Here is a 19363-nt window from a genome sequence, read left to right as displayed (position 1 = left end):
GCTTCATCTGGTTCAGGTTTCATAAGTTCTATTTTTTGAGTTGTTGAACAACTGGTGTAGAAAATTGACATTGTAAAAAATCCAATAATTTGCAAAATGTTTTTCATCAAAAAAATAATTTAAACAAATGTAAAATTATTTTTCAAAAATTTTCATTCTAAAATTGTAACAAATTATAAAAGCAGTAGTCTTATTGTAAAATTGATTTGTAAAAGAATTTGTTTTGTAGTTAAATCAGAAAAAACTCCATTTATTTAAAATGATAAAAAACATAAAAAGCCTAATTTTAGTTGTTGTAATTTTTCTTAGTGCAACTTCTTTTGGTCAAACCAAAAAGTGGACACTCGAAGAATGTGTTACTTATGCAGTTGAACATAATATTTCGATAAAACAATCTGCTCTAGATAAACAATTGTCAGATATTTCTAAAAAAGATGCAATTGGTAAATTTCTTCCAACGGTAAATGCGCAAGCTTCTCATTCTTGGAATATTGGTTTAAACCAAAATATAACAACTGGTTTATTAGAGAATCAAACTACACAATTTACTTCTGCTGGTTTAAATGTTGGAATCGATATATATAAAGGATTACAAAATCAGAATCAATTACGAAAAGCGAAGCTTTCGATAATTTCGTCTCAATATCAGCTAACAAAAATGCAAGAAGATGTTTCTTTGAATGTTGTAAATGCGTATTTGCAGATACTTTTTAACAAAGAAAATCTAAAAGTACAACAACAACAATTGTCTTACGATACGAAACAACTAGAAAGAACAAATGAGTTGGTAGAAGCTGGAGTAATTCCTCGTGGCGACTTACTCGACGTAAAAGCGACAGTTGCGTCAGACAATCAGCGATTAATTGCTGCTGAAAATGCTTTATTTTTATCTAAATTAAGTTTAGCGCAATTATTGCAAATAGATAATTTTCAAGAATTTGATATTGTTGATGCTGAAACAACTACTCAAGAAAGTGCTATTTTGATGGAAGATCCAAAAGTAATTTTTGATAAAGCAAAAGAAACCAGAACCGATTTGAAAATTGCTCAAACGAATGTTCAAATTGCTGAAAAAGATGTAAAAATAGCTCGTGGAGGGTATCAACCAACATTACAGGCTTTTTATAATTTTAATACAAGAGCAGGTTATTCGGATAGAGTAGTTGGGTTTACGCCAAATACTAACAATCCAACATCGATAATTGGTTATGTAGACGGCACAAACCAGCCCGTTTTACAACCTAATTTTTCTACAATTTTAGGGAAACCTGATGCTGTTTTCAATCAATTTAGTGATAATAAAGGACAAAGTTTTGGACTTTCTTTAAATGTTCCTATTTTTAATGGATTTGCTACAAGAAATAATGTTTTCCGTTCAAAAATCGCATTAGATCGTTCAAGAATAGCCTTGCAACAACAAGAATTGGATTTAGAAAGAACTGTTTTTACAGCGTATACAGATACAAAAGGAGCTCAAAAAACATATGAAGCAGCCGTTTCTACATTGGAAGCAAGACAAGGAGCATTCAATTATGCCAAAGAAAGATACGAAGTAGGACTCATGAATGTCTTCGATTTTAATCAGACGCAAACCTTATTTGTAAATGCACAATCAGAAGTATTAAGAACTAAATACGATTATATTTTTAGAACCAAAATATTAGAGTTCTACTTCGGAATTCCAATTATTAAAAAACAATAAGTTATCATGACAAAAAAGACGAAATATATTTTATTAGGAGTTGCTGTCGTTGCAGTTATTGGAGCAATATATCTTAAAAAATCAGGAGCTATAGGAAGTAGTGACAAAGGAAAAGAAGTTGAAATTGCAAAAATAGAACAGCGAACAATAATAGAAACGGTTTCAGGAACCGGAAAAATACAACCTGAAATAGAAGTTAAAATATCATCTGAAGTTTCTGGCGAAATTATTGCATTGCCAGTAAAAGAAGGGCAAACGGTTAGAAAAGGAGATTTGTTAGTAAGAGTAAATCCAGAATTATATACTTCTGGATTAAATCGTTCTCAAGCTGGTTTATCTAATACTAAAGCTGGTTTAAGCCAAGCAGATGCCCAGTTTAAAGAAGCAAAGGCAAGTTATGAGAGAAATAAAAAATTGTTCGATAAAGGCATAATTTCTAGATCAGAATGGGATAAATCTGTCGCTGCTTTTGAAGGAGCTCAAGCATCAAAACAAGCGGCTTATTATAACGTGCAAAGTGCTTCAGCAACAGTCAATGAATCACGTGAAAACCTAGGAAAAACAGCTATTTATGCGCCTGTAGATGGTACAATTTCTAAATTGGATGTAGAATTAGGGGAACGTGTTTTGGGAACACAACAAATGGCGGGAACCGAAATGATGCGTGTGGCAGACCTAAACAATATGGAGGTTGAAGTAGATGTAAATGAAAATGATATTGTGAAAATTTCTATTGGCGATTCAGCAAAAGTAGAAGTTGATGCTTATCTAAAAAAAGAATTTAGAGGAATTGTAACCAGTATTTCTAATTCTGCTAGTGCAACACTTTCTGCGGACCAAGTAACAAATTTTAAAGTAAAAGTTCGAATTCTTAAAGAATCTTATGCTGATCTAGCAGCAGGAAAGCCAAGTAATTTTTCGCCTTTTCGTCCAGGAATGACAGCTACTGTGGATATTATGACTACTCGTAAAGAAAATGTTATTACAGTGCCAATTAGTGCCGTTGTCATGCGAACTGATACAACTTCTTCACGTAAAGCATTTGTTGTTGAAGATGAAAATTCGGAGAAAGAAGATGAAGAACCAGAAGTAAAAAACGAAAAAAGATACGAATGTGTTTTTGTTAAAGTTGGAGATAAGGTAAAACTTAGAATTGTTACAACTGGAATTCAAGATGATACTTATATAGAAGTAATTTCGGGACTTAAAAAAGGGGAGACTATCGTAACAGGACCTTATACAACAGTGACAAAAGAGCTAAATCCAGATGACGTAGTTTATGTAAAAACTAAGGAAGAAATTGCTGCCGAAAAGAAAAAACAGAAGGAAAAAGAAAATAAAGAAATCTAAAAAAAAGGTTTCTAAATTGAAAAATGCCAAAAATCTAACTTAGATTTTTGGCATTTTTTTGTTATACTACATTACACCTTTCTGTTTTTCTAAAAAGACATCAGCTTGTAATTCGAGTAATTCTTTAGCTCGTTTTCGCTTGTATTCGTACAGCTCTTTTACTTCTCGAATCTCATCATAGATCTTATCATAAATAGAAGCGTCTGTTTGCTTGTGAAGATTTCGTTGGTAATTATTTTGCTCGATATGCGTTTTTAAAGCGGTTTCAGTATCTTCCAGTTTGTAATCGTATTCACCTTTTGGAGATAGTAATTTAGCAATAATAGGAGAGGTTTCTATAGCTAGAAATAATAACATTATAAAAAGAGAAGGAATAGAAGGTAATTTTCCTAACGCATTTATTCTCGCCATTAAGCCATCAAAACTATCAATGATAGGTTGAGTTTCTGTCACTTTTTTGTCTAAATCCGCTTGTAATATTTTTGATTTTTTCTCTTTTTCCGTAATTTTTGCTAAGTTAGCTTTTTGCAGAGTGTCCAATTCTTTTTTTGCTAAATCGTGTTTTGCTATTTTTTCTTTAAATACAGGACCTTTGCCTAATTTTTTTGTACCAGCAGTTCCTTCAGCTTCGGCAATATAAGTTTCGTAGTACGAATTGACTTCTTTTTCTTTTTTAGAAAGTTCCAATTTTAAACTATCAATTTCGGCTTTGTTTTTATCTAAATCAGATTTGAAATAATCTGAAACCTGCTTTTTATTAGCCATTGCCAATTGATTTTTCTCTTTGAGTAAAACGGTATTGATTTCTTTTTCGAAAATTTTAATTTCTAATGGTTTCGAAATTACGATGGCGATAATCATCGCCAAAATGATTCTTGGCGTTGCTTGCAGAAATTCGTTCCACAATCGGTCACGTTTTCTAATAGTAGAAACAATAAATCGGTCGAGATTAAAAATAAGTAAAGCCCACACAATTCCGAAAGAAACGGAAGGATAAATGCTGTCGAAAACAGTAAAAAGCGCATAACTGCTGGCAATAAATGCCATAATTGCGGTAAAGAAAACCGTGGCTCCAATACCAACATACTTAGTTTGTTCGCCTTCAGAACAAGAGGAAAGTAAATCCTCATCTGCGCCGGAGCACAGAATAAAAAAACGTTTTAACATGATTGATTGTGATTTGATTGATGATGTACAAATTTAACGCCAAAAATCTAAATTCAGTATAAAACGTTGTTTTATTTTAAGTTAAATAAAATATAATTTTGAAATTGCGAATAAATAATCAAATATAGTCTCTGAATTTTTTATATTTTATTTCATATCAATTGTCATTTTTTCGCCTGTAATGAGTTCCAATGCCCAATCGGAAGAATTAATTGCTCCTTCTATAAACCCCGTATAATCAGAATAAGCTTCCCCAATAATATGTACATTTTTATTTTTCGAATCGTTTAATGAAAATGCTTTAAATAGCTCTTGTATTTCCCAAGACTTTACTCCTGGTCGCCAACAATGATTGCCCGCTCCATAAGGTGCGCAAGACCAATCACGAATGCCGTAAGAAACAATCGAAGCTTCAATGTCAATATTGATTTCGTCTAAAGTCATGTTAGAATACTTAAACAACGCTTCTCTTGTTAAATGTAAACCTGAAGAAGTCATGGCTTCATTTCCTTGTAACGAACGATAAACATCTTTGGACATAAAGTTGGCAAATTGCTGTTTGATTTCATCATTATTATTAACCTCGGCTAAATGATGCAGGCTGCTGTCCTGAATGTAATAGTTCCAAAATTCGGTTGCTGGTTTGTCAGTGTACAATAAAATCATACCGTAGCCATCAAAATCATCTGTTTTTGAACGTCGGAAATAATGAATTTCTCGAGTAGGCATTCTATTGGCTCTGGCTTGTGGCGATTGGTCGTATTTCCACCAAGGTTGGTTCATAATAAAAAACACTTTAGTCATCGCAAAACCATTAACTGAATCTAATTGAGAGCTGATTGAATCGGGTAAAGAGGACGCCAATTGTTTTAATGGATATTGAGGCATTGCCAATAATAAATGATCGGCAAAAATAATTTTTTCATTTCCATCGTGAAGATAGAGTGCTTCAATTTGAGTACTTGTTTGGTTTTTGAATGAAATTAATTTAGCATTGTTAATCAATGTTACATTGGCTCTACTTTGAAGCCTAAGAATCATCTGATTTGTGATTTCATTCGAACCTTTTTTGATGGTTGATAAGATCTGTCCTTCAGTTTTGAAAGCACGCAACCACCAAATTACCCATTCAATAGCATTTAAGTTGTCAGGAATCATATGATAGAAAGTTCCAGTATCTCGAATTTTCATCAATGCTTGATGAGATAAAATTCCGTCTTCGCTCAAAGCATTCCAGAAACCCATTTTCCACATGAGTTTTTCATTAAGTTTTGATTCTTTTCGCATCATACGAAAATCATCTTCTGTCAAACTATCAATCCAATTTTGGCAACCATAATCTAGCGGATTGTTAAGTGATTTTCCCATCATAAGCAAAATCCCTCTTCGCAATAAATCCAAAGCATCAAGATTTTGTTCTTGCAATGGTAGGTCATACTGAGGAAAAGGAGACGGATTTGCTTTTGGTCCGTTGAATGGAATGAGTTCAATTTTTAAATCGTCAATTAATTTTCCGAATTTAGGTTGTAATTGCGTTTCAAAACGCATTGGTCCCCATTCGGCAACAAATTCATCTAAAATTGTAGTTTCTATACGGCCACCCCAATGGTTTGGAGCTGCTTCAATAATGGTTACATTGTGACCTCTTTGACTTAATTGTAGCGCGCTGTAAAGTCCAGAAATTCCGCCACCAGCAATCAAAATATTCTTTTTCATTTGTGTTGTTTTCAAAGCGTAAACTTAAAAAAATATAGTCAAATGAATACAGAAAAAGACATTAGTTTTTTATTTACTGCAAACAAAAACAAAGGCTGGTGGTAAATTTAAAAAAGTAAAGCTAATTTTCACTTTAGAAAACAGAAGCTTTAATTTTGAAAGCGCGTTTAAAGAATATTGAAACTGAATAAATTTTCCTTTTTCTGATAAAACTTCAAACGAATTTTTTAAAATATTGTCTACAACTACATCTGGAATCATAGCAAAAGGTAAAGAAGAAATAATGTAATCTGCTTTTTTCTGATTGTGTAAAAGTAGATAATGGTCTATCTTTTCGGCACTATCATTTATAACAATCAATCGAGAATCATTAATTTTTATTAACTCATCATGAAATGCAGGATTGATTTCAAATGTTAATAATATACTATTAGAAGACATTTTTTCTAATAATTTATGTGTAAAAACACCGGTTCCTGGTCCAAATTCGACAATGCAATTTGCGGTGTCAAAATGAATAGGTTTTAGCATTTTTTTTGCAAGAAAAGAGGAACTTGGTGACAAAGCACCAATAGTTCCTCCTGATTTGAAAACTTCTGAGATAAACTTTTTTTTGCTCAAGGTATTTTGTGATTATTTACTTAATTCTACAAAATACTTGTAAAATAATGGAATAGTTTCAATTCCTTTTAGGTAATTAAAAATTCCGAAATGCTCATTTGGTGAGTGAATTGCATCACTATCTAAACCAAATCCCATTAGTATTGTTTTGCTTTTTAGTTCTTTTTCAAATAAAGCTACAATAGGAATACTTCCGCCAGAACGAACTGGAATAGCTGGAACTCCAAAAGTTTCCGTATAAGCCATATTTGCAGCTTTGTATCCAATACTGTCTATTGGTGTTACATAACCTTGACCTCCGTGATGTGGCTTTACTTTCACAGTAACTCCTGACGGAGCAATACTTTCGAAATGTTTGGTAAATAACTGGGTAATATGCTCCCAATCTTGATTAGGGACTAATCTCATAGATATTTTTGCAAAAGCTTGGCTAGCAATAACCGTTTTTGCTCCTTCTCCTGTATATCCTCCCCAAATTCCATTTACATCTAAAGTTGGTCTAATAGAGTTTCTCTCATTGGTAACATAACCTTTTTCTCCGTAAACATCATTTAAATCGAGTGCTTTTTTATAGTTGTCTAAATTAAATGGTGCTTTTGCCATTTCAGCTCTTTCTTCTAGAGATAATTCCTCAACATTGTCGTAAAAACCAGGAATAGTAATGTGGTTGTTTTCATCATGAAGCGAAGCAATCATTTTTGCTAAAACATTGATAGGATTAGCTACTGCGCCACCATATAAACCAGAATGTAAATCTCTATTTGGACCTGTAACTTCTACTTCAACATAACTTAAGCCACGTAAACCTGTTGTGATTGATGGCTGTTGATTAGAAATCATTCCTGTATCTGAAATTAGGATTACATCACATGCTAATTTTTCTTGGTTGCGTTCTACAAACCAAGAAAGTGATTTAGAACCTACTTCTTCTTCACCTTCAATCATAAATTTTACGTTGCAAGGCAAGTTATTGTTAGCAATCATATACTCGAATGCCTTAACGTGCATGTACATTTGTCCTTTGTCATCACAAGAACCACGAGCGAAAATTGCTCCTTCTGGGTGAATTTCGGTTGTTTTAATAACTGGTTCAAATGGGGGAGATGTCCATAATTCCATAGGATCAGCCGGTTGTACGTCATAATGACCGTAAACTAAAACTGTCGGTAAGTTTTTATCGATAATATGTTCGCCAAAGACGATAGGGTAGCCAGGAGTTTCACAAATCTCAACAAAATGACAACCTGCTTTTTCTAGACTAGCTTTAACTGCTACTGATGTGTTGATGACATCTTGAGAATAAGCGGCATCAGCACTTACGGAAGGAATTTTTAAAAGTTCAATTAATTCGTTTATAAAACGATTTTTATTTGTCTGAACGTATGATTTTATATTGTCCATTTCTAAATTTTTAATTTGATTTTCAAAAGTACAAAAAAGAGTTTTAAAAAAAATTATAATTCGTGTTTCATAATTGATATTTATTTTTATCTTTGCACTCACAATTTTGCGGATATGGTGAAATTGGTAGACATGCCAGACTTAGGATCTGGTGCCGCAAGGCGTGTAGGTTCGAGTCCTATTATCCGCACAAAACCCAACCGAAAGGTTGGGTTTTTTATTTTTAACTAATTTCTAGTTTATCTTATAACTAATTTAAAAGCTTGTCAAATACTTCTTGAAGCTTTGGAGATGATGGTCTTTCTGCATCGGCATTTACAATTTTTCCATTCGGGTCAATTAGAATAAATCTAGGAATTCCAGTAATGTTTAGGTTTTTTACAAAATCTGAATTCCAATCATTATCAGCAAAAAGTTGTGTTCCGCCTAGCTGTTTCTCGCTTACGAATTTTGTCCATTTTTCAAAATCTTTCTGAACATCTATAGAAATACTTACAAATTCAATGTTTTTTCCGTGGTATTTTTCTTCTACTTTTTGTAAAAAAGGAATTTCTCTACGGCAAGGTCCACACCAAGTTGCCCAAACATCAATATATACATATTTTCCTTTGAAGTCTTCTAGTTTTGTAGTTCCGCCTTTGTGATTTACATAGTTAAAGGTTGGTGCAGTAGCATTATTTAATTTTTGAATAGCTTTGCTTTCAGTGTAGTATCGTTGCAATCCTTTAATATTCATCGAAATATTTTTCTTTTGAATTTCGACAAATGTTTTGTCTAAATTAGATTTGTCTAAAAAAGTTTCTTCAGTTAGTTTCTTATCATCAGTCATTTTTTTAAATTCATCTTCATTTAAAGCGACTAATTTCTCAGGAGCCATTTGTACTTCTTTTATAACGCTTTGGGCTAAATAATTATTTTCTTTCGAGCCTTTTCCAGTGTAAACGATAGATTCATCAAACTTTTTGGCATCCATTTTTAATTTTAAATTATAGCCATTTTTAAGGAACAATTGCGTGTATTCAACTCCGTCAAAAAAAATATAAAAATCTTCTTTTTCAATTTCAAAAGTATCTTTAAAAACCCCTTTGTTGTTAATTTTTATTTCTTTGATGGTTTTGTTTTTAGTATCTTTAATATAAATAACATCTCCGTTTTTATTGGCTATTTCGGCTTGAAATATTACTACGTTTTTAGATTGTCCAAAACTGTAAATGGAGCAAAAAGTGATTAATGCAATTAAAAATAATTTTTTCATTTGTGTTGTTTTAATTATGTGTAGTCAAACTTACAATTATTTGGATTGTTTTGAATATAATTTTCATTTTTTTAACTTTTAACATCAAACAAAATAGTATTTTTGCAACCTAAAATTTAGGTAATGTACAGAAGTCATAATTGCGGCGAACTAAACGCTACACATATAAATACAGAAGTTACACTGGCAGGTTGGGTTCAGAAATCTCGTGATAAAGGATTTATGAATTGGGTCGATTTGCGTGACCGTTACGGAATTACACAACTCATGTTCGACGAAAGTCGTTCAGACAAAACAGTTTTCGAACTAGCAAAAACATTGGGTCGTGAATTTGTAATTCAAGTAAAAGGTACAGTTATAGAGCGTGAAGCTAAAAATAAAAATATCCCAACGGGAGAAATAGAAATTTTAGTTACTGAAATGACTGTTTTAAATGCTTCACTTACGCCACCATTTACAATTGAAGATGAAACCGATGGTGGGGAAGATATTCGTATGAAATACCGTTATCTTGACATTAGAAGAAATCCTGTAAAAAACAGTTTGCTTTTTCGTCATAAAGTAGCAATGGAAGTTCGTAAATACTTATCGGATCTAGATTTTTGCGAAGTAGAAACACCTTATTTAATAAAATCTACACCAGAAGGAGCAAGGGATTTTGTTGTTCCATCTAGAATGAACGAAGGTCAGTTTTATGCCTTGCCTCAATCACCACAAACATTCAAACAATTATTGATGGTGGGCGGAATGGATAAATATTTTCAAATCGTAAAATGTTTCCGAGATGAGGATTTGCGTGCCGATCGTCAGCCAGAATTTACACAAATCGATTGCGAAATGGCATTTGTAGAACAAGAAGACATTTTGAATGTCTTTGAAGGTCTAACTCGTCATTTATTAAAAGAAATAAAAGGAATTGAAGTAGATAAATTTCCTCGTATCACTTATGATTACGCTATGAGAACCTACGGAAATGACAAACCAGATATTCGTTTCGGAATGGAGTTTGGCGAACTAAACGAATATGCTAAACATAAAGATTTTCCAGTTTTTAATGCTGCCGAATTAGTTGTAGCTATTGCAGTTCCAGGAGTTGGAGAATATTCTAGAAAAGAAATTGATGCTTTAATAGAGTGGATGAAACGTCCGCAAATTGGCGCTTCAGGAATGGTCTATGTAAAATGTAATGAAGATGGCACTTATAAATCATCCGTAGATAAATTTTACGATCAAGGCGATTTAAGCAATTGGGCAAAAACAACAGGAGCAAAAGCTGGAGACATGATTTTTGTGCTTTCTGGTCCAGCAGATAAAACTAGAACACAGCTTTCTGCACTTAGAATGGAATTAGCAACACGTTTGGGGTTAAGAAACCCAGCAGAATTCGCACCACTTTGGGTTGTCGATTTTCCTTTATTAGAGTTTGATGAAGAAAGCGGTCGTTATCACGCTATGCACCATCCGTTTACTTCCCCTAAGCCAGAAGACATGCGCTTGTTAGAAACAGATCCTAAATCAGTTCGTGCTAATGCTTATGATATGGTTTTGAATGGAAACGAAATAGGCGGAGGTTCTATCAGAATTCATGATAAAGCCACGCAAGCATTAATGTTTAAATATTTAGGATTTACTGAAGAAGAAGCAAGAAATCAATTCGGATTCCTAATGGATGCATTTCAGTTCGGAGCACCACCACACGGAGGATTGGCTTTTGGACTAGATAGATTAGTAGCAATTTTGGGCGGACAAGAAACAATTCGTGATTTTATTGCTTTCCCAAAAAATAATTCAGGAAGAGATGTAATGATTGATGCACCATCAAGTATCGATGAAAACCAACTAAAAGAATTACATATTCAATTAGATTTTAAATAGAAACGCCTGATTATCAATATTTTTAAAAAAATATTAACACAAATTTACGTTTGTATTATTTTAAAGATTACATTTGCTACATTATAAATTATTATTACAATTAAAATGCGCACAGGAACAGTAAAATTTTTCAATGAATCTAAAGGTTACGGATTTATTACAGACGACGAAACAGGAAAAGACATTTTCGTACACGCTTCAGGTATCAAAGCTGAAGAGTTAAGAGAAGGAGACAAAGTTTCTTACGAAGAAGAAGAAGGAAGAAAAGGTAGAGTAGCTGCTCAAGTAGTAGTTATCGAAGGATAATAAATTATTTTTTGGCATACCGAAAAACTAACCGTTTCATTTTGAAGCGGTTTTTTTATCTCTTTTTTCTAAAAAAATCCTTCATTAAGTCTCCACACTCTTCTTCTAAAACGCCGCTAACAATAATAGTTTTAGGGTGTAGTTGAGTCCCCATTTTAGTAAAACCACGTTGAGGGTCACTTGCTCCAAAGACAATTTTAGAAATCTGACTCCAGTATAAAGCACCAGCGCACATCTGGCAAGGCTCAAGTGTTACATACAAAGTGCAGTTAGTTAAATATTTACCACCCAAAAAATTAGCTGAGGCGGTAATCGCTTGCATTTCTGCATGAGCTGTAACATCATTTAATAGTTCGGTTAGATTATGACTTTTGGCAATTACTCGATTGTTTATAACTACAATCGCACCAACAGGAATTTCGTCTTTATCAAAAGCCATATAAGCTTCTTGCAAAGCTTTTTTCATAAAATATTCGTCAGTGAAAATGTTTTCCATAAAGCAAAAATAAGAATTCAATTTGTACATTTGCTTCATGTCTGATAATTTGCTAAAAAATATAAATGATCCAAAAGATTTACGTCGGTTAGATATAAATCTGCTACCACAAGTTGCAAAGGAATTGCGAGATTTTATTATAGATGTTGTTTCCAAAAATGAAGGACATCTTGGTGCAAGTCTTGGTGTTGTCGAGCTTACAATTGCTTTGCATTATGTTTTCAATACACCCGAAGATTTATTAGTTTGGGATGTGGGACACCAAGCCTATGGGCATAAAATTCTAACTGGACGAAGAGATAATTTTTATACTAATCGTAAATTAGGAGGAATTTCTGGTTTTCCTAAACGAAGCGAAAGTATTTATGATGCATTTGGCGTAGGACATTCATCAACTTCAATTTCTGCAGCATTGGGAATGGCAATATCTTCTAATATAAAAGGAGATTTGAATAAACATCATATTGCAGTAATAGGAGATGCTTCTTTAGCTTCAGGAATGGCTTTTGAGGGATTAAATCACGCTGGAGTAACGGAAGCAAATTTATTGGTAATCTTAAATGACAATGCAATTGGAATAGATCCAAGTGTTGGTGCTCTAAAAAAATATTTAACTGCTGTCAAAGATGGAAAAAATCACAAAGACAATAATATAATTACCTCTTTGAATTTTGATTATTCAGGTCCAATTGACGGTCATGATATTTTTGCAGTTGTTAAAGAATTAAAACGATTACAAAATATAGAGGGCCCTAAATTTCTTCATATAATTACAACCAAAGGCAAAGGGTTGCAACTTGCCGAAGAAGATCAGGTAAAATACCATGCGCCAGGGAAATTTGACGCTGTAACAGGTGAGATTCATTTGAAATCCGAAGAGAATTTACCTCCAAAATTTCAAGATGTTTTTGGATTAACTTTAGTAGAACTAGCCGAGCAAAATGAAAAAATAATAGGGATTACCCCAGCTATGCCATCTGGATCTTCAATGAAATTTATGATGGAAGCTTTTCCTAAGCGTGCTTTCGATGTCGGGATTGCTGAGCAACACGCAGTGACTTTATCGGCAGGAATGGCAACGCAAGGAATGGTTGTTTTTTGTAATATTTATTCCACATTTATGCAAAGAGCCTATGATCAGGTAATTCATGATGTGGCGTTGCAAAATTTACCAGTCATTTTTTGTTTGGATAGGGCAGGACTAGTTGGTGAAGATGGCGCAACACATCATGGTGTTTTTCATATTGCCTATTTAAATTGTATCCCAAATATGATTATTTATGCACCAATAAACGAAATTGAATTGCGAAATATTATGTTTACCGCACAATTAGGATTAAAACATCCGATTGCTATTCGTTATCCGCGTGGTCGTGGCGTGATTCAAAATTGGCAATTGCCATTCGAACAAGTTGAAATAGGTAAAGGGATACAATTAAAAAAAGGTTCTAGAATTGCTATATTATCTACGGGAACTATTGGGAATAACGTTATTAATGCGCTTTCTAAAATTGAAAATTCTGAGTTATTTTCCCATTATCATTTTCCTTTTATAAAACCTCTGGATGAAGTTTTACTCAAACAAATATTTATTAAATATGACAAAATTATAACCGTTGAGGAAAGCACAATAATTGGTGGTTTCGGAAGTGCTGTTAATCAATTTTTTAGTAATAATAAACATACTATTTTGATTAAAAATTTAGGTATTTCTGATAATTTTATCGAACATGGCTCCGTAAATGAACTACATAAAATTTGCGGGATTGATGTAGAATCTTTAATGAAAAAATTCGAATTATTATCATAAAAAAAAGTGCCTGATTTCTCAAGCACTTTTGTTCTTATTGTGATAAAAAACTAGTTTAAGATTATTTTCTTAGTGTAATTTAATTCATCACCTTCAATTTTTATAAGATACATTCCAGATTCTAAATTATTAAGGTTGATTGATGTTTCAACATTAAAATCAGTGTTTTTTAATGAATAAACTACACGACCATTTAAATCAATAACTTGTAAGTTAACTTTTCCTGTAAATTGATTAATTTTTATATTAACCAGTCCATTTGAAGGATTAGGGTATATATTTATTATTTTTTCATTTTGAAATGAGTTTAAACCTAAACTTGGAGGTAAATCATAAGCTTCTACTGCGCCTTGTAATCCGAGAGCAGATCCGTCATTTGATCCAGAAGTTGCGCTATATCCTAGTCCTCTTCTTGCAAAAGTAGTCCAGATTATTGCAAAATTAGCTCCACCATTACTTGCTTGATCCGCTGCTATAATAGCATCACGAGCTGAAATAAAAGAAGGGTCACATCCGTCAAGTTTGATAGCATCTAAGACTAATTTCATTACTTTATTATTACCACCTGTTCCACTATATATATTAGAATCATAACCATGTGCAGCTATGAAATTCCATGCTAAATCCCATAACATAACTGCCCAAATAGATCCTACTCCATGTGGAGATACTGACTCAACCCCAGTTGTCGCATCAGTAAAGAATTGGTCAGCTACATCAGCATAGGTGTGAGGATTTACTGCCATATCTGTAGAGTATTTAAATTCTCTAATTCCATCACCATTTGTAGGTTCATTCTGAGCAAAAGTACCTATGCCTCTTGCGTCAGTTCCAGTGTCGCCAGCTTTAATTTGCATCATCAACCATGCCCAGTCAGACCAGCCTTCTCCTTGTTGTTCAGAACTGTTCAAACAATTACCAGATAGTCTCGTAGAAATTCCATGAGTATATTCATGTGCAATAATTCCGTTGTCAAAATCACCATCGGTATTTACAAAAGGGGTTGTCTGCATATCTGATATGCTAACGTTTACAGTTCCAGATAACATTGAAGCGATTAGTGCTTCACCATCAGCCTGTAACATACTTAATGCAGGGATTGTAATTGTTGCATCTGCTCCAATCATAGATATTCCTCCAGCAGCATTGTTTACAATTATTACACCTACAGCACCAGCATTTTGAGCAAATTTTACTTTTATTGCAAACGAACAAGCACCACGTCTTATTACGGCTATTTTTCCAGCTAAAGCTGCAGCATTTACAGCTGCGGCACCTGCTGTTAGAGTACAAGCATCAGAAGTGTCAGGAGTACTGTCAACATAAAGTACTAAATCACGAGTTAATGCTGCTGGAGAAAGTGGAAAGTTTACATGTCCTGCAGTAAAAGCATTGTCATTTACGTTATATGTACTTCCAGCTAAAGTCCCTGAGTTTACAACAAAACTTAATGGTTTTCTAACATTCCAAAGATACATTTGCATTCTTGGTTTAGTGCCATCTAGTTGAGTAGAAAAGTTTGCATTATTAAAAGAAGGTGTTGTAGCTTGAGAAGCATCCTGCGCCTCTGCATTTACAGCATCATTAGCTGTTCCACCTCTTCCGTAATTGACAGTCTGGAAATTTTTGTTTGCTTCAGTAAAACCATACTGATACCAGATATCATGCATTATATTATTCATGTAGAATAAATTTGTTGTAGCTGCCGTTATATAGCTTGTAGCTGCAACTCCATTTCCTCCGTAAGCAAAATCAAAAGTTAGATTAGGGTATGCTCCAGTCGATGCTGTAGTATATGTTGTTGGATTTGCGGGATTTGCATTTGTGTAATCAGAGTAAGCAAAGGCATTATTTCCTTTCGTATAGTTAAATTGTGTTGCTGCTGTTCCCCCTCCAATAGTTGCGTTTGTATTGTGCCAACCGTTTGGTGAAGCAGCTGTTGTGCTTGGAGTAGCCATTTCAGGATTTGTTATTAACTGTCTAGCTGAGTGGTTTGGGCTCTCATAATTAAAAGGAATAACTCTATAATTTGTAGTTCCTGGAGTAAGAGCTAGTGCGCTACTTGTATTGTCTTTTATGAAAGATTGTGTAAACGAGTTTGAATTGTGATTATGTTCGTTATGATTTGTTCCAAAATTACAAGATATAACCATATCTTTTTTAGATAAAATTCTTCCATCTGTAGCATCTAACATTACATTCCATAAATGCTTAGTGTCTTGAGAATAAAATTCATAATTCCAAGCTAGTTTTAGAGTATTTCCATTAACTAAGAAATAAACCAATTGTGCTGTAATAGGATCTTCTGTTAAAATTCCATTACTTAACTTGTATTTGTTTAAATTAGACTCAAGAACTTGAACGTTGTTAATTGCTAATTCGTTAAGTGCAGTAGTTGTTGCAGAAATACCTGAAACGACAGATAATGAAGGGGTTGCTACATTTGATTTTTGATTGCAATTTGCAATAAAATTTTTTCCTCCTTCATTAATTATTTCTCCGTTTTTAATCAAAAAATTTGAATCTGAATTTGATACTTCAAATCCGTTTACTCTTTGTTTTACGTGATAAATAAAAACACCATTGTCAGCTGTAGTAAATTCGTTAACGATTACTAAATCTGAAATATCTTGACTTGCAAGTCCAAGTTTAGAACGATTTTCGTTCATGAAACTTTGTATTTTCTCGATAGGAGTTTGCGAAAACCCGAAAAGAGGAACGAGAAAAAATAAAAGTAGGGTAATTTTTTTCATTATTTATATTAAATTAAGGTTACTTAATTGCAAATATAATTTTTTTTAGAACATATAAATATTTTTTATGAAATTAATTTTGACTATTCGATATTATATTACTATATATCAATGCATTTCCATCAGTTAACATCGAGACAAAATGAGAAATATGCAATAATTGCTCGTATAAATTTTCTTTTTCTAAATGGTATTTTTCGGGTAATATATTGAGTAATAAAGAATCAAAATTTGTTGCTTTTCCTTCGTGTTTATTATTGTAGGCAGTGATGAATTTGTCAAGTAGGTTGTTAATTATTTGATAACCAGTAAGCTCTTTTTCAATTACTTCTCGACTTTGGTATATTTTTTTGACACTCAATTTTATTATGTCATCCATTTGTGCTTTATACTTACTTTTATCTGTTAATGCGTATGGAAATTTTCCTTCTAGTATAGCATTTTCATTTTCTACAAATATAGTAACAGCATCATTTATTAAACTTCCAATAGCTAAAGCACGTAAATAACTGATTCTGTCTTCCTTTGTGGTTAAGGTGTTATATTTTGCCGTATCAATACTATCTTTTACTAATTTTATAAGGTATTCTAGGGCAAAATCTTCAGAGATTAGGCCGAGATTCATTCCGTCTTCAAAATCTATAATGGTGTAGCAAATGTCATCTGCAGCTTCAACAAGATAGGCGAGTGGGTGGCGTTCGAAACCAATATCATTTCCAGTTTTATTAACAATCATTCCTAACTCTGAAGCTACTTCCTGAAAAAAGGTTTTATCAGTTTGAAAAAAACCATATTTTTTATCTGCAATTGCTGAAGTTGGTTTTTTAGGTAAACTTTCTTTTGGATATTTCATAAAAGCACCTAAAACAGCATACGATAAACGCAAACCTCCTTCTATTCCTGGACGTGAACTTGTTAGAACAGAAAAACCATTGGCATTTCCTTCAAAATCGATTAAATCTTGCCATTGTTTGTCTGTCAGTTGATCTTTGAATTTTTGCCCTTTTCCTATAGAAAAATACTCGCCAATGGCTTTTTCTCCCGAATGACCAAAAGGCGGATTTCCAATGTCATGTGCCAGCGATGCAGCGGCAACAATAGCTCCAAAATCATTGGCTTGATAACCGTGAATTTCTTGTAAATGCGGGTATTTTTCTATGATTTTCTTACCGACTAATCGCCCGATAGATCGCCCAACTACAGAAACTTCTAAACTGTGTGTTAGTCTTGTATGTACAAAATCTGTTTTAGATAACGGAATAACTTGCGTTTTGTCTTGCAAACTGCGAAATGCTGCCGAAAAAATAATTCTGTCATAATCGACCTCGAAACCCAAACGGGTATCGTCTTGTTCTTTTCTTAATCGTTTGCTAGTGTCGCCTTGTCGTTTTAGAGATAATAGTTGTTCCCAGTTCATTTTAGGATTTTAGATATTAGATTTCAGATTTGCTGAAATTCAAAAATACATTTTATTTTAAGATTTTTTTCATGCAGACACTACTTTCTACATTTGCATATTGTCCGTAGTTCTCAGTTATGATATAACCCGATTTTTTGTATAATGCAATTGCATTTTCAAGTTTGAAGGAAGTTTCTAAAATTGATGTAGTGAAGTTATGTTCTTTTGCCCATGATTCTAATTCATTTAGAATTTGATTAGCTATTCCTTTGTTTCTATGTTCTGGATGTACAAACATCCGTTTTATTTCGACAGTTTCTACATCATATTTTTTAAATGCTCCACAGCCAACAGCAATGTCGTTTTCAAAATAAACGATAACATTATCTAAATAAATATGATTGTATTGAGCAAAGAAATCTTTTTCATCTCCATCAATATCAATAAGATAGTCATCAAATAGTGCTGTTAGTTTTTGAAAATCTTGGTTTTCGGAAGTTGTTTTTTTTAATAGGATCATTTTTTTATTTTTTTAGCCCCGATTACTTCACTTCGCTTTCATTTTCGTCGGAGTTCAGTGAACTTCGTTTGCAGTGAAAATCCTTTTTTGAGGCTTTTCGCCGAAAAAAAGATTGTAACGTAAAGCGGGATTAGCTCCAAAAAACAAAACAGCCATCAAATTTGACAGCTGCATTGTTTTTTAATTTTCAATTAACTAAGATCCACACATTTCACAATCTTCTGGACCAGCATTTTTTGCTAATTCGATCATGGCGCGGTATTCTTCGTTAGTCATAGCTGTAGTTACTACTTCAACCTCAGCTAAAACTGGTTGCTCTTTTACTTCGATAGCAGCAATTGGTTCGGCTTTTTTGTCGTTATTTAAGGTAAACTTTATCGCATCGACCGCAGCTTTTGTTCTCAAGTAATACATTCCAGTTTTTAAACCTGATTTCCAAGCGTAAAAGTGCATCGAGGTTAGTTTCGAGTAATTTGCGTCTTGCATAAACAAGTTTAACGACTGTGATTGATCCACGAAATAGCCTCTGTGACGTGACATATCGATAATATCTTTCATAGACATTTCCCAAACTGTTTTGTACAAATCTTTCAAGTCTTGAGGAATATCAAGGTTTTGTACAGAACCATTTTCACGCATTAATTGTTGTTTCAAATCTTCGGTCCACAAGCCTAATTTTACTAAATCTTCGAGTAAATGTTTGTTTACCACGATAAATTCGCCAGATAAAACACGACGAGTATAAATATTTGAAGTATATGGTTCGAAAGCTTCGTTATTACCCAAAATTTGTGAAGTGGATGCTGTTGGCATTGGCGCAACTAAAAGTGAATTTCGAACGCCATTTTTCATTACTTCTTTTCGTAAACTTGCCCAGTCCCAACGACCAGAAAGTTCTTCGTCTTTCAATCCCCACATATTATATTGAAATTCTCCTTGCGATATTGGAGAACCTGCAAAACTAGAATACGGGCCTTCTTCGATTGCCATTT

14 protein-coding genes, 1 tRNA gene and 1 pseudogene are annotated in these 19363 nt (G+C 33.2%); 6 read left to right on the top strand and 10 right to left on the bottom strand.

The annotated features are described in order from the left end of the window. Positions 1–259: 259 nt before the first annotated feature. Positions 260–1702, top strand: coding sequence for a TolC family protein (locus ACHZC3_RS12660; RefSeq protein WP_394760236.1), 1443 nt, complete (start codon positions 260–262; stop codon positions 1700–1702). Positions 1703–1708: 6 nt separating this feature from the next. After that, entirely contained in the window at positions 1709–3052 is a 1344-nt protein-coding gene (locus ACHZC3_RS12655; protein WP_394760235.1) for an efflux RND transporter periplasmic adaptor subunit, read from the top strand. A gap of 66 nt (positions 3053–3118) precedes the next feature. Here ACHZC3_RS12655 and ACHZC3_RS12650 read toward each other — a convergent pair whose 3' ends face one another. The 4 genes from ACHZC3_RS12650 to ACHZC3_RS12635 form a co-directional block, all read right to left on the bottom strand. Further along, positions 3119–4219 (bottom strand): DUF4407 domain-containing protein, encoded by a 1101-nt coding sequence (locus ACHZC3_RS12650; RefSeq protein ID WP_394760234.1) that lies wholly within the window; start codon positions 4217–4219, stop codon positions 3119–3121. A gap of 147 nt (positions 4220–4366) precedes the next feature. Next, positions 4367–5935, bottom strand: a complete 1569-nt coding sequence (locus ACHZC3_RS12645) for a flavin monoamine oxidase family protein (RefSeq protein ID WP_394760233.1) — start codon at positions 5933–5935, stop codon at positions 4367–4369. Positions 5936–6004: 69 nt separating this feature from the next. After that, positions 6005–6556, bottom strand: a complete 552-nt coding sequence (locus ACHZC3_RS12640) for a class I SAM-dependent methyltransferase (RefSeq protein ID WP_394760232.1) — start codon at positions 6554–6556, stop codon at positions 6005–6007. 12 nt (positions 6557–6568) lie between these two features. Beyond that, a complete protein-coding gene (locus ACHZC3_RS12635) occupies positions 6569–7957 on the bottom strand; it encodes a dipeptidase (protein ID WP_394760231.1) in 1389 nt (462 codons plus the stop codon). A gap of 108 nt (positions 7958–8065) precedes the next feature. On the opposite strand from ACHZC3_RS12635, the gene ACHZC3_RS12630 reads away from it, so the two are divergent. Further along, positions 8066–8147 (top strand) — tRNA-Leu (locus tag ACHZC3_RS12630). A gap of 60 nt (positions 8148–8207) precedes the next feature. Here the strand turns inward: ACHZC3_RS12630 and ACHZC3_RS12625 are convergent. Next, positions 8208–9212 (bottom strand): TlpA family protein disulfide reductase, encoded by a 1005-nt coding sequence (locus ACHZC3_RS12625; RefSeq protein ID WP_394760230.1) that lies wholly within the window; start codon positions 9210–9212, stop codon positions 8208–8210. A gap of 123 nt (positions 9213–9335) precedes the next feature. Here ACHZC3_RS12625 and aspS point away from each other — a divergent pair, with 123 nt between their 5' ends. Both aspS and ACHZC3_RS12615 read left to right on the top strand, forming a co-directional pair. Continuing rightward, positions 9336–11087, top strand: a complete 1752-nt coding sequence (gene aspS / locus ACHZC3_RS12620; protein ID WP_394760229.1) for an aspartate--tRNA ligase — start codon at positions 9336–9338, stop codon at positions 11085–11087. Between the two features lie 105 nt (positions 11088–11192). After that, entirely contained in the window at positions 11193–11393 is a 201-nt protein-coding gene (locus tag ACHZC3_RS12615; RefSeq protein ID WP_011962450.1) for a cold-shock protein, read from the top strand. Positions 11394–11448: 55 nt separating this feature from the next. On the opposite strand, the gene ACHZC3_RS12610 is transcribed toward ACHZC3_RS12615, so the two are convergent. Continuing rightward, the gene (locus ACHZC3_RS12610) at positions 11449–11889 is read right to left on the bottom strand and encodes a nucleoside deaminase (RefSeq protein WP_394760228.1); all 441 of its coding nucleotides are present in this window, start codon (positions 11887–11889) and stop codon (positions 11449–11451) included. A 37-nt stretch (positions 11890–11926) separates the two neighbouring features. On the opposite strand from ACHZC3_RS12610, the gene ACHZC3_RS12605 reads away from it, so the two are divergent. Then, on the top strand, positions 11927–13699 hold the full coding sequence (locus ACHZC3_RS12605; protein ID WP_394760227.1) for a 1-deoxy-D-xylulose-5-phosphate synthase: 1773 nt from the start codon (positions 11927–11929) through the stop codon (positions 13697–13699). 50 nt (positions 13700–13749) lie between these two features. On the opposite strand, the gene ACHZC3_RS12600 is transcribed toward ACHZC3_RS12605, so the two are convergent. The 4 genes and pseudogenes from ACHZC3_RS12600 to ACHZC3_RS12585 all read right to left on the bottom strand — a co-directional run. Beyond that, complete coding sequence (locus ACHZC3_RS12600; RefSeq protein WP_394760226.1) at positions 13750–16452, bottom strand: T9SS-dependent M36 family metallopeptidase; 2703 nt, start codon at positions 16450–16452, stop codon at positions 13750–13752. 73 nt (positions 16453–16525) lie between these two features. After that, positions 16526–17869 carry a deoxyguanosinetriphosphate triphosphohydrolase gene (locus ACHZC3_RS12595; RefSeq protein WP_394760225.1) on the bottom strand — a complete coding sequence of 448 codons (1344 nt, stop codon included), beginning with the start codon at positions 17867–17869 and terminating at the stop codon, positions 16526–16528. A gap of 52 nt (positions 17870–17921) precedes the next feature. Next, positions 17922–18371 carry a GNAT family N-acetyltransferase gene (locus tag ACHZC3_RS12590; protein WP_394760224.1) on the bottom strand — a complete coding sequence of 150 codons (450 nt, stop codon included), beginning with the start codon at positions 18369–18371 and terminating at the stop codon, positions 17922–17924. A 195-nt stretch (positions 18372–18566) separates the two neighbouring features. Continuing rightward, positions 18567–19363 (bottom strand): annotated as a pseudogene (locus ACHZC3_RS12585) (ribonucleoside-diphosphate reductase subunit alpha); the annotation flags it as partial.

This window comes from Flavobacterium sp. (assembly GCF_043720215.1).
Classification (GTDB): Bacteria; Bacteroidota; Bacteroidia; order Flavobacteriales; family Flavobacteriaceae; genus Flavobacterium.
Note: the sequence above shows the minus strand (reverse complement) of the source record. Positions and strands in the feature narration are given on the sequence as shown.

Coding starts and splice junctions, on each gene's coding strand:
- ACHZC3_RS12660 (WP_394760236.1), top strand. CDS start 260: ATGATAAAAAACATAAAAAGCCTAATTTTAGTTGTTGTAATTTTTCTT.
- ACHZC3_RS12655 (WP_394760235.1), top strand. CDS start 1,709: ATGACAAAAAAGACGAAATATATTTTATTAGGAGTTGCTGTCGTTGCA.
- ACHZC3_RS12650 (WP_394760234.1), bottom strand. CDS start 4,219: ATGTTAAAACGTTTTTTTATTCTGTGCTCCGGCGCAGATGAGGATTTA.
- ACHZC3_RS12645 (WP_394760233.1), bottom strand. CDS start 5,935: ATGAAAAAGAATATTTTGATTGCTGGTGGCGGAATTTCTGGACTTTAC.
- ACHZC3_RS12635 (WP_394760231.1), bottom strand. CDS start 7,957: ATGGACAATATAAAATCATACGTTCAGACAAATAAAAATCGTTTTATA.
- ACHZC3_RS12625 (WP_394760230.1), bottom strand. CDS start 9,212: ATGAAAAAATTATTTTTAATTGCATTAATCACTTTTTGCTCCATTTAC.
- aspS (WP_394760229.1), top strand. CDS start 9,336: ATGTACAGAAGTCATAATTGCGGCGAACTAAACGCTACACATATAAAT.
- ACHZC3_RS12615 (WP_011962450.1), top strand. CDS start 11,193: ATGCGCACAGGAACAGTAAAATTTTTCAATGAATCTAAAGGTTACGGA.
- ACHZC3_RS12610 (WP_394760228.1), bottom strand. CDS start 11,889: ATGGAAAACATTTTCACTGACGAATATTTTATGAAAAAAGCTTTGCAA.
- ACHZC3_RS12605 (WP_394760227.1), top strand. CDS start 11,927: ATGTCTGATAATTTGCTAAAAAATATAAATGATCCAAAAGATTTACGT.
- ACHZC3_RS12600 (WP_394760226.1), bottom strand. CDS start 16,452: ATGAAAAAAATTACCCTACTTTTATTTTTTCTCGTTCCTCTTTTCGGG.
- ACHZC3_RS12595 (WP_394760225.1), bottom strand. CDS start 17,869: ATGAACTGGGAACAACTATTATCTCTAAAACGACAAGGCGACACTAGC.
- ACHZC3_RS12590 (WP_394760224.1), bottom strand. CDS start 18,371: ATGATCCTATTAAAAAAAACAACTTCCGAAAACCAAGATTTTCAAAAA.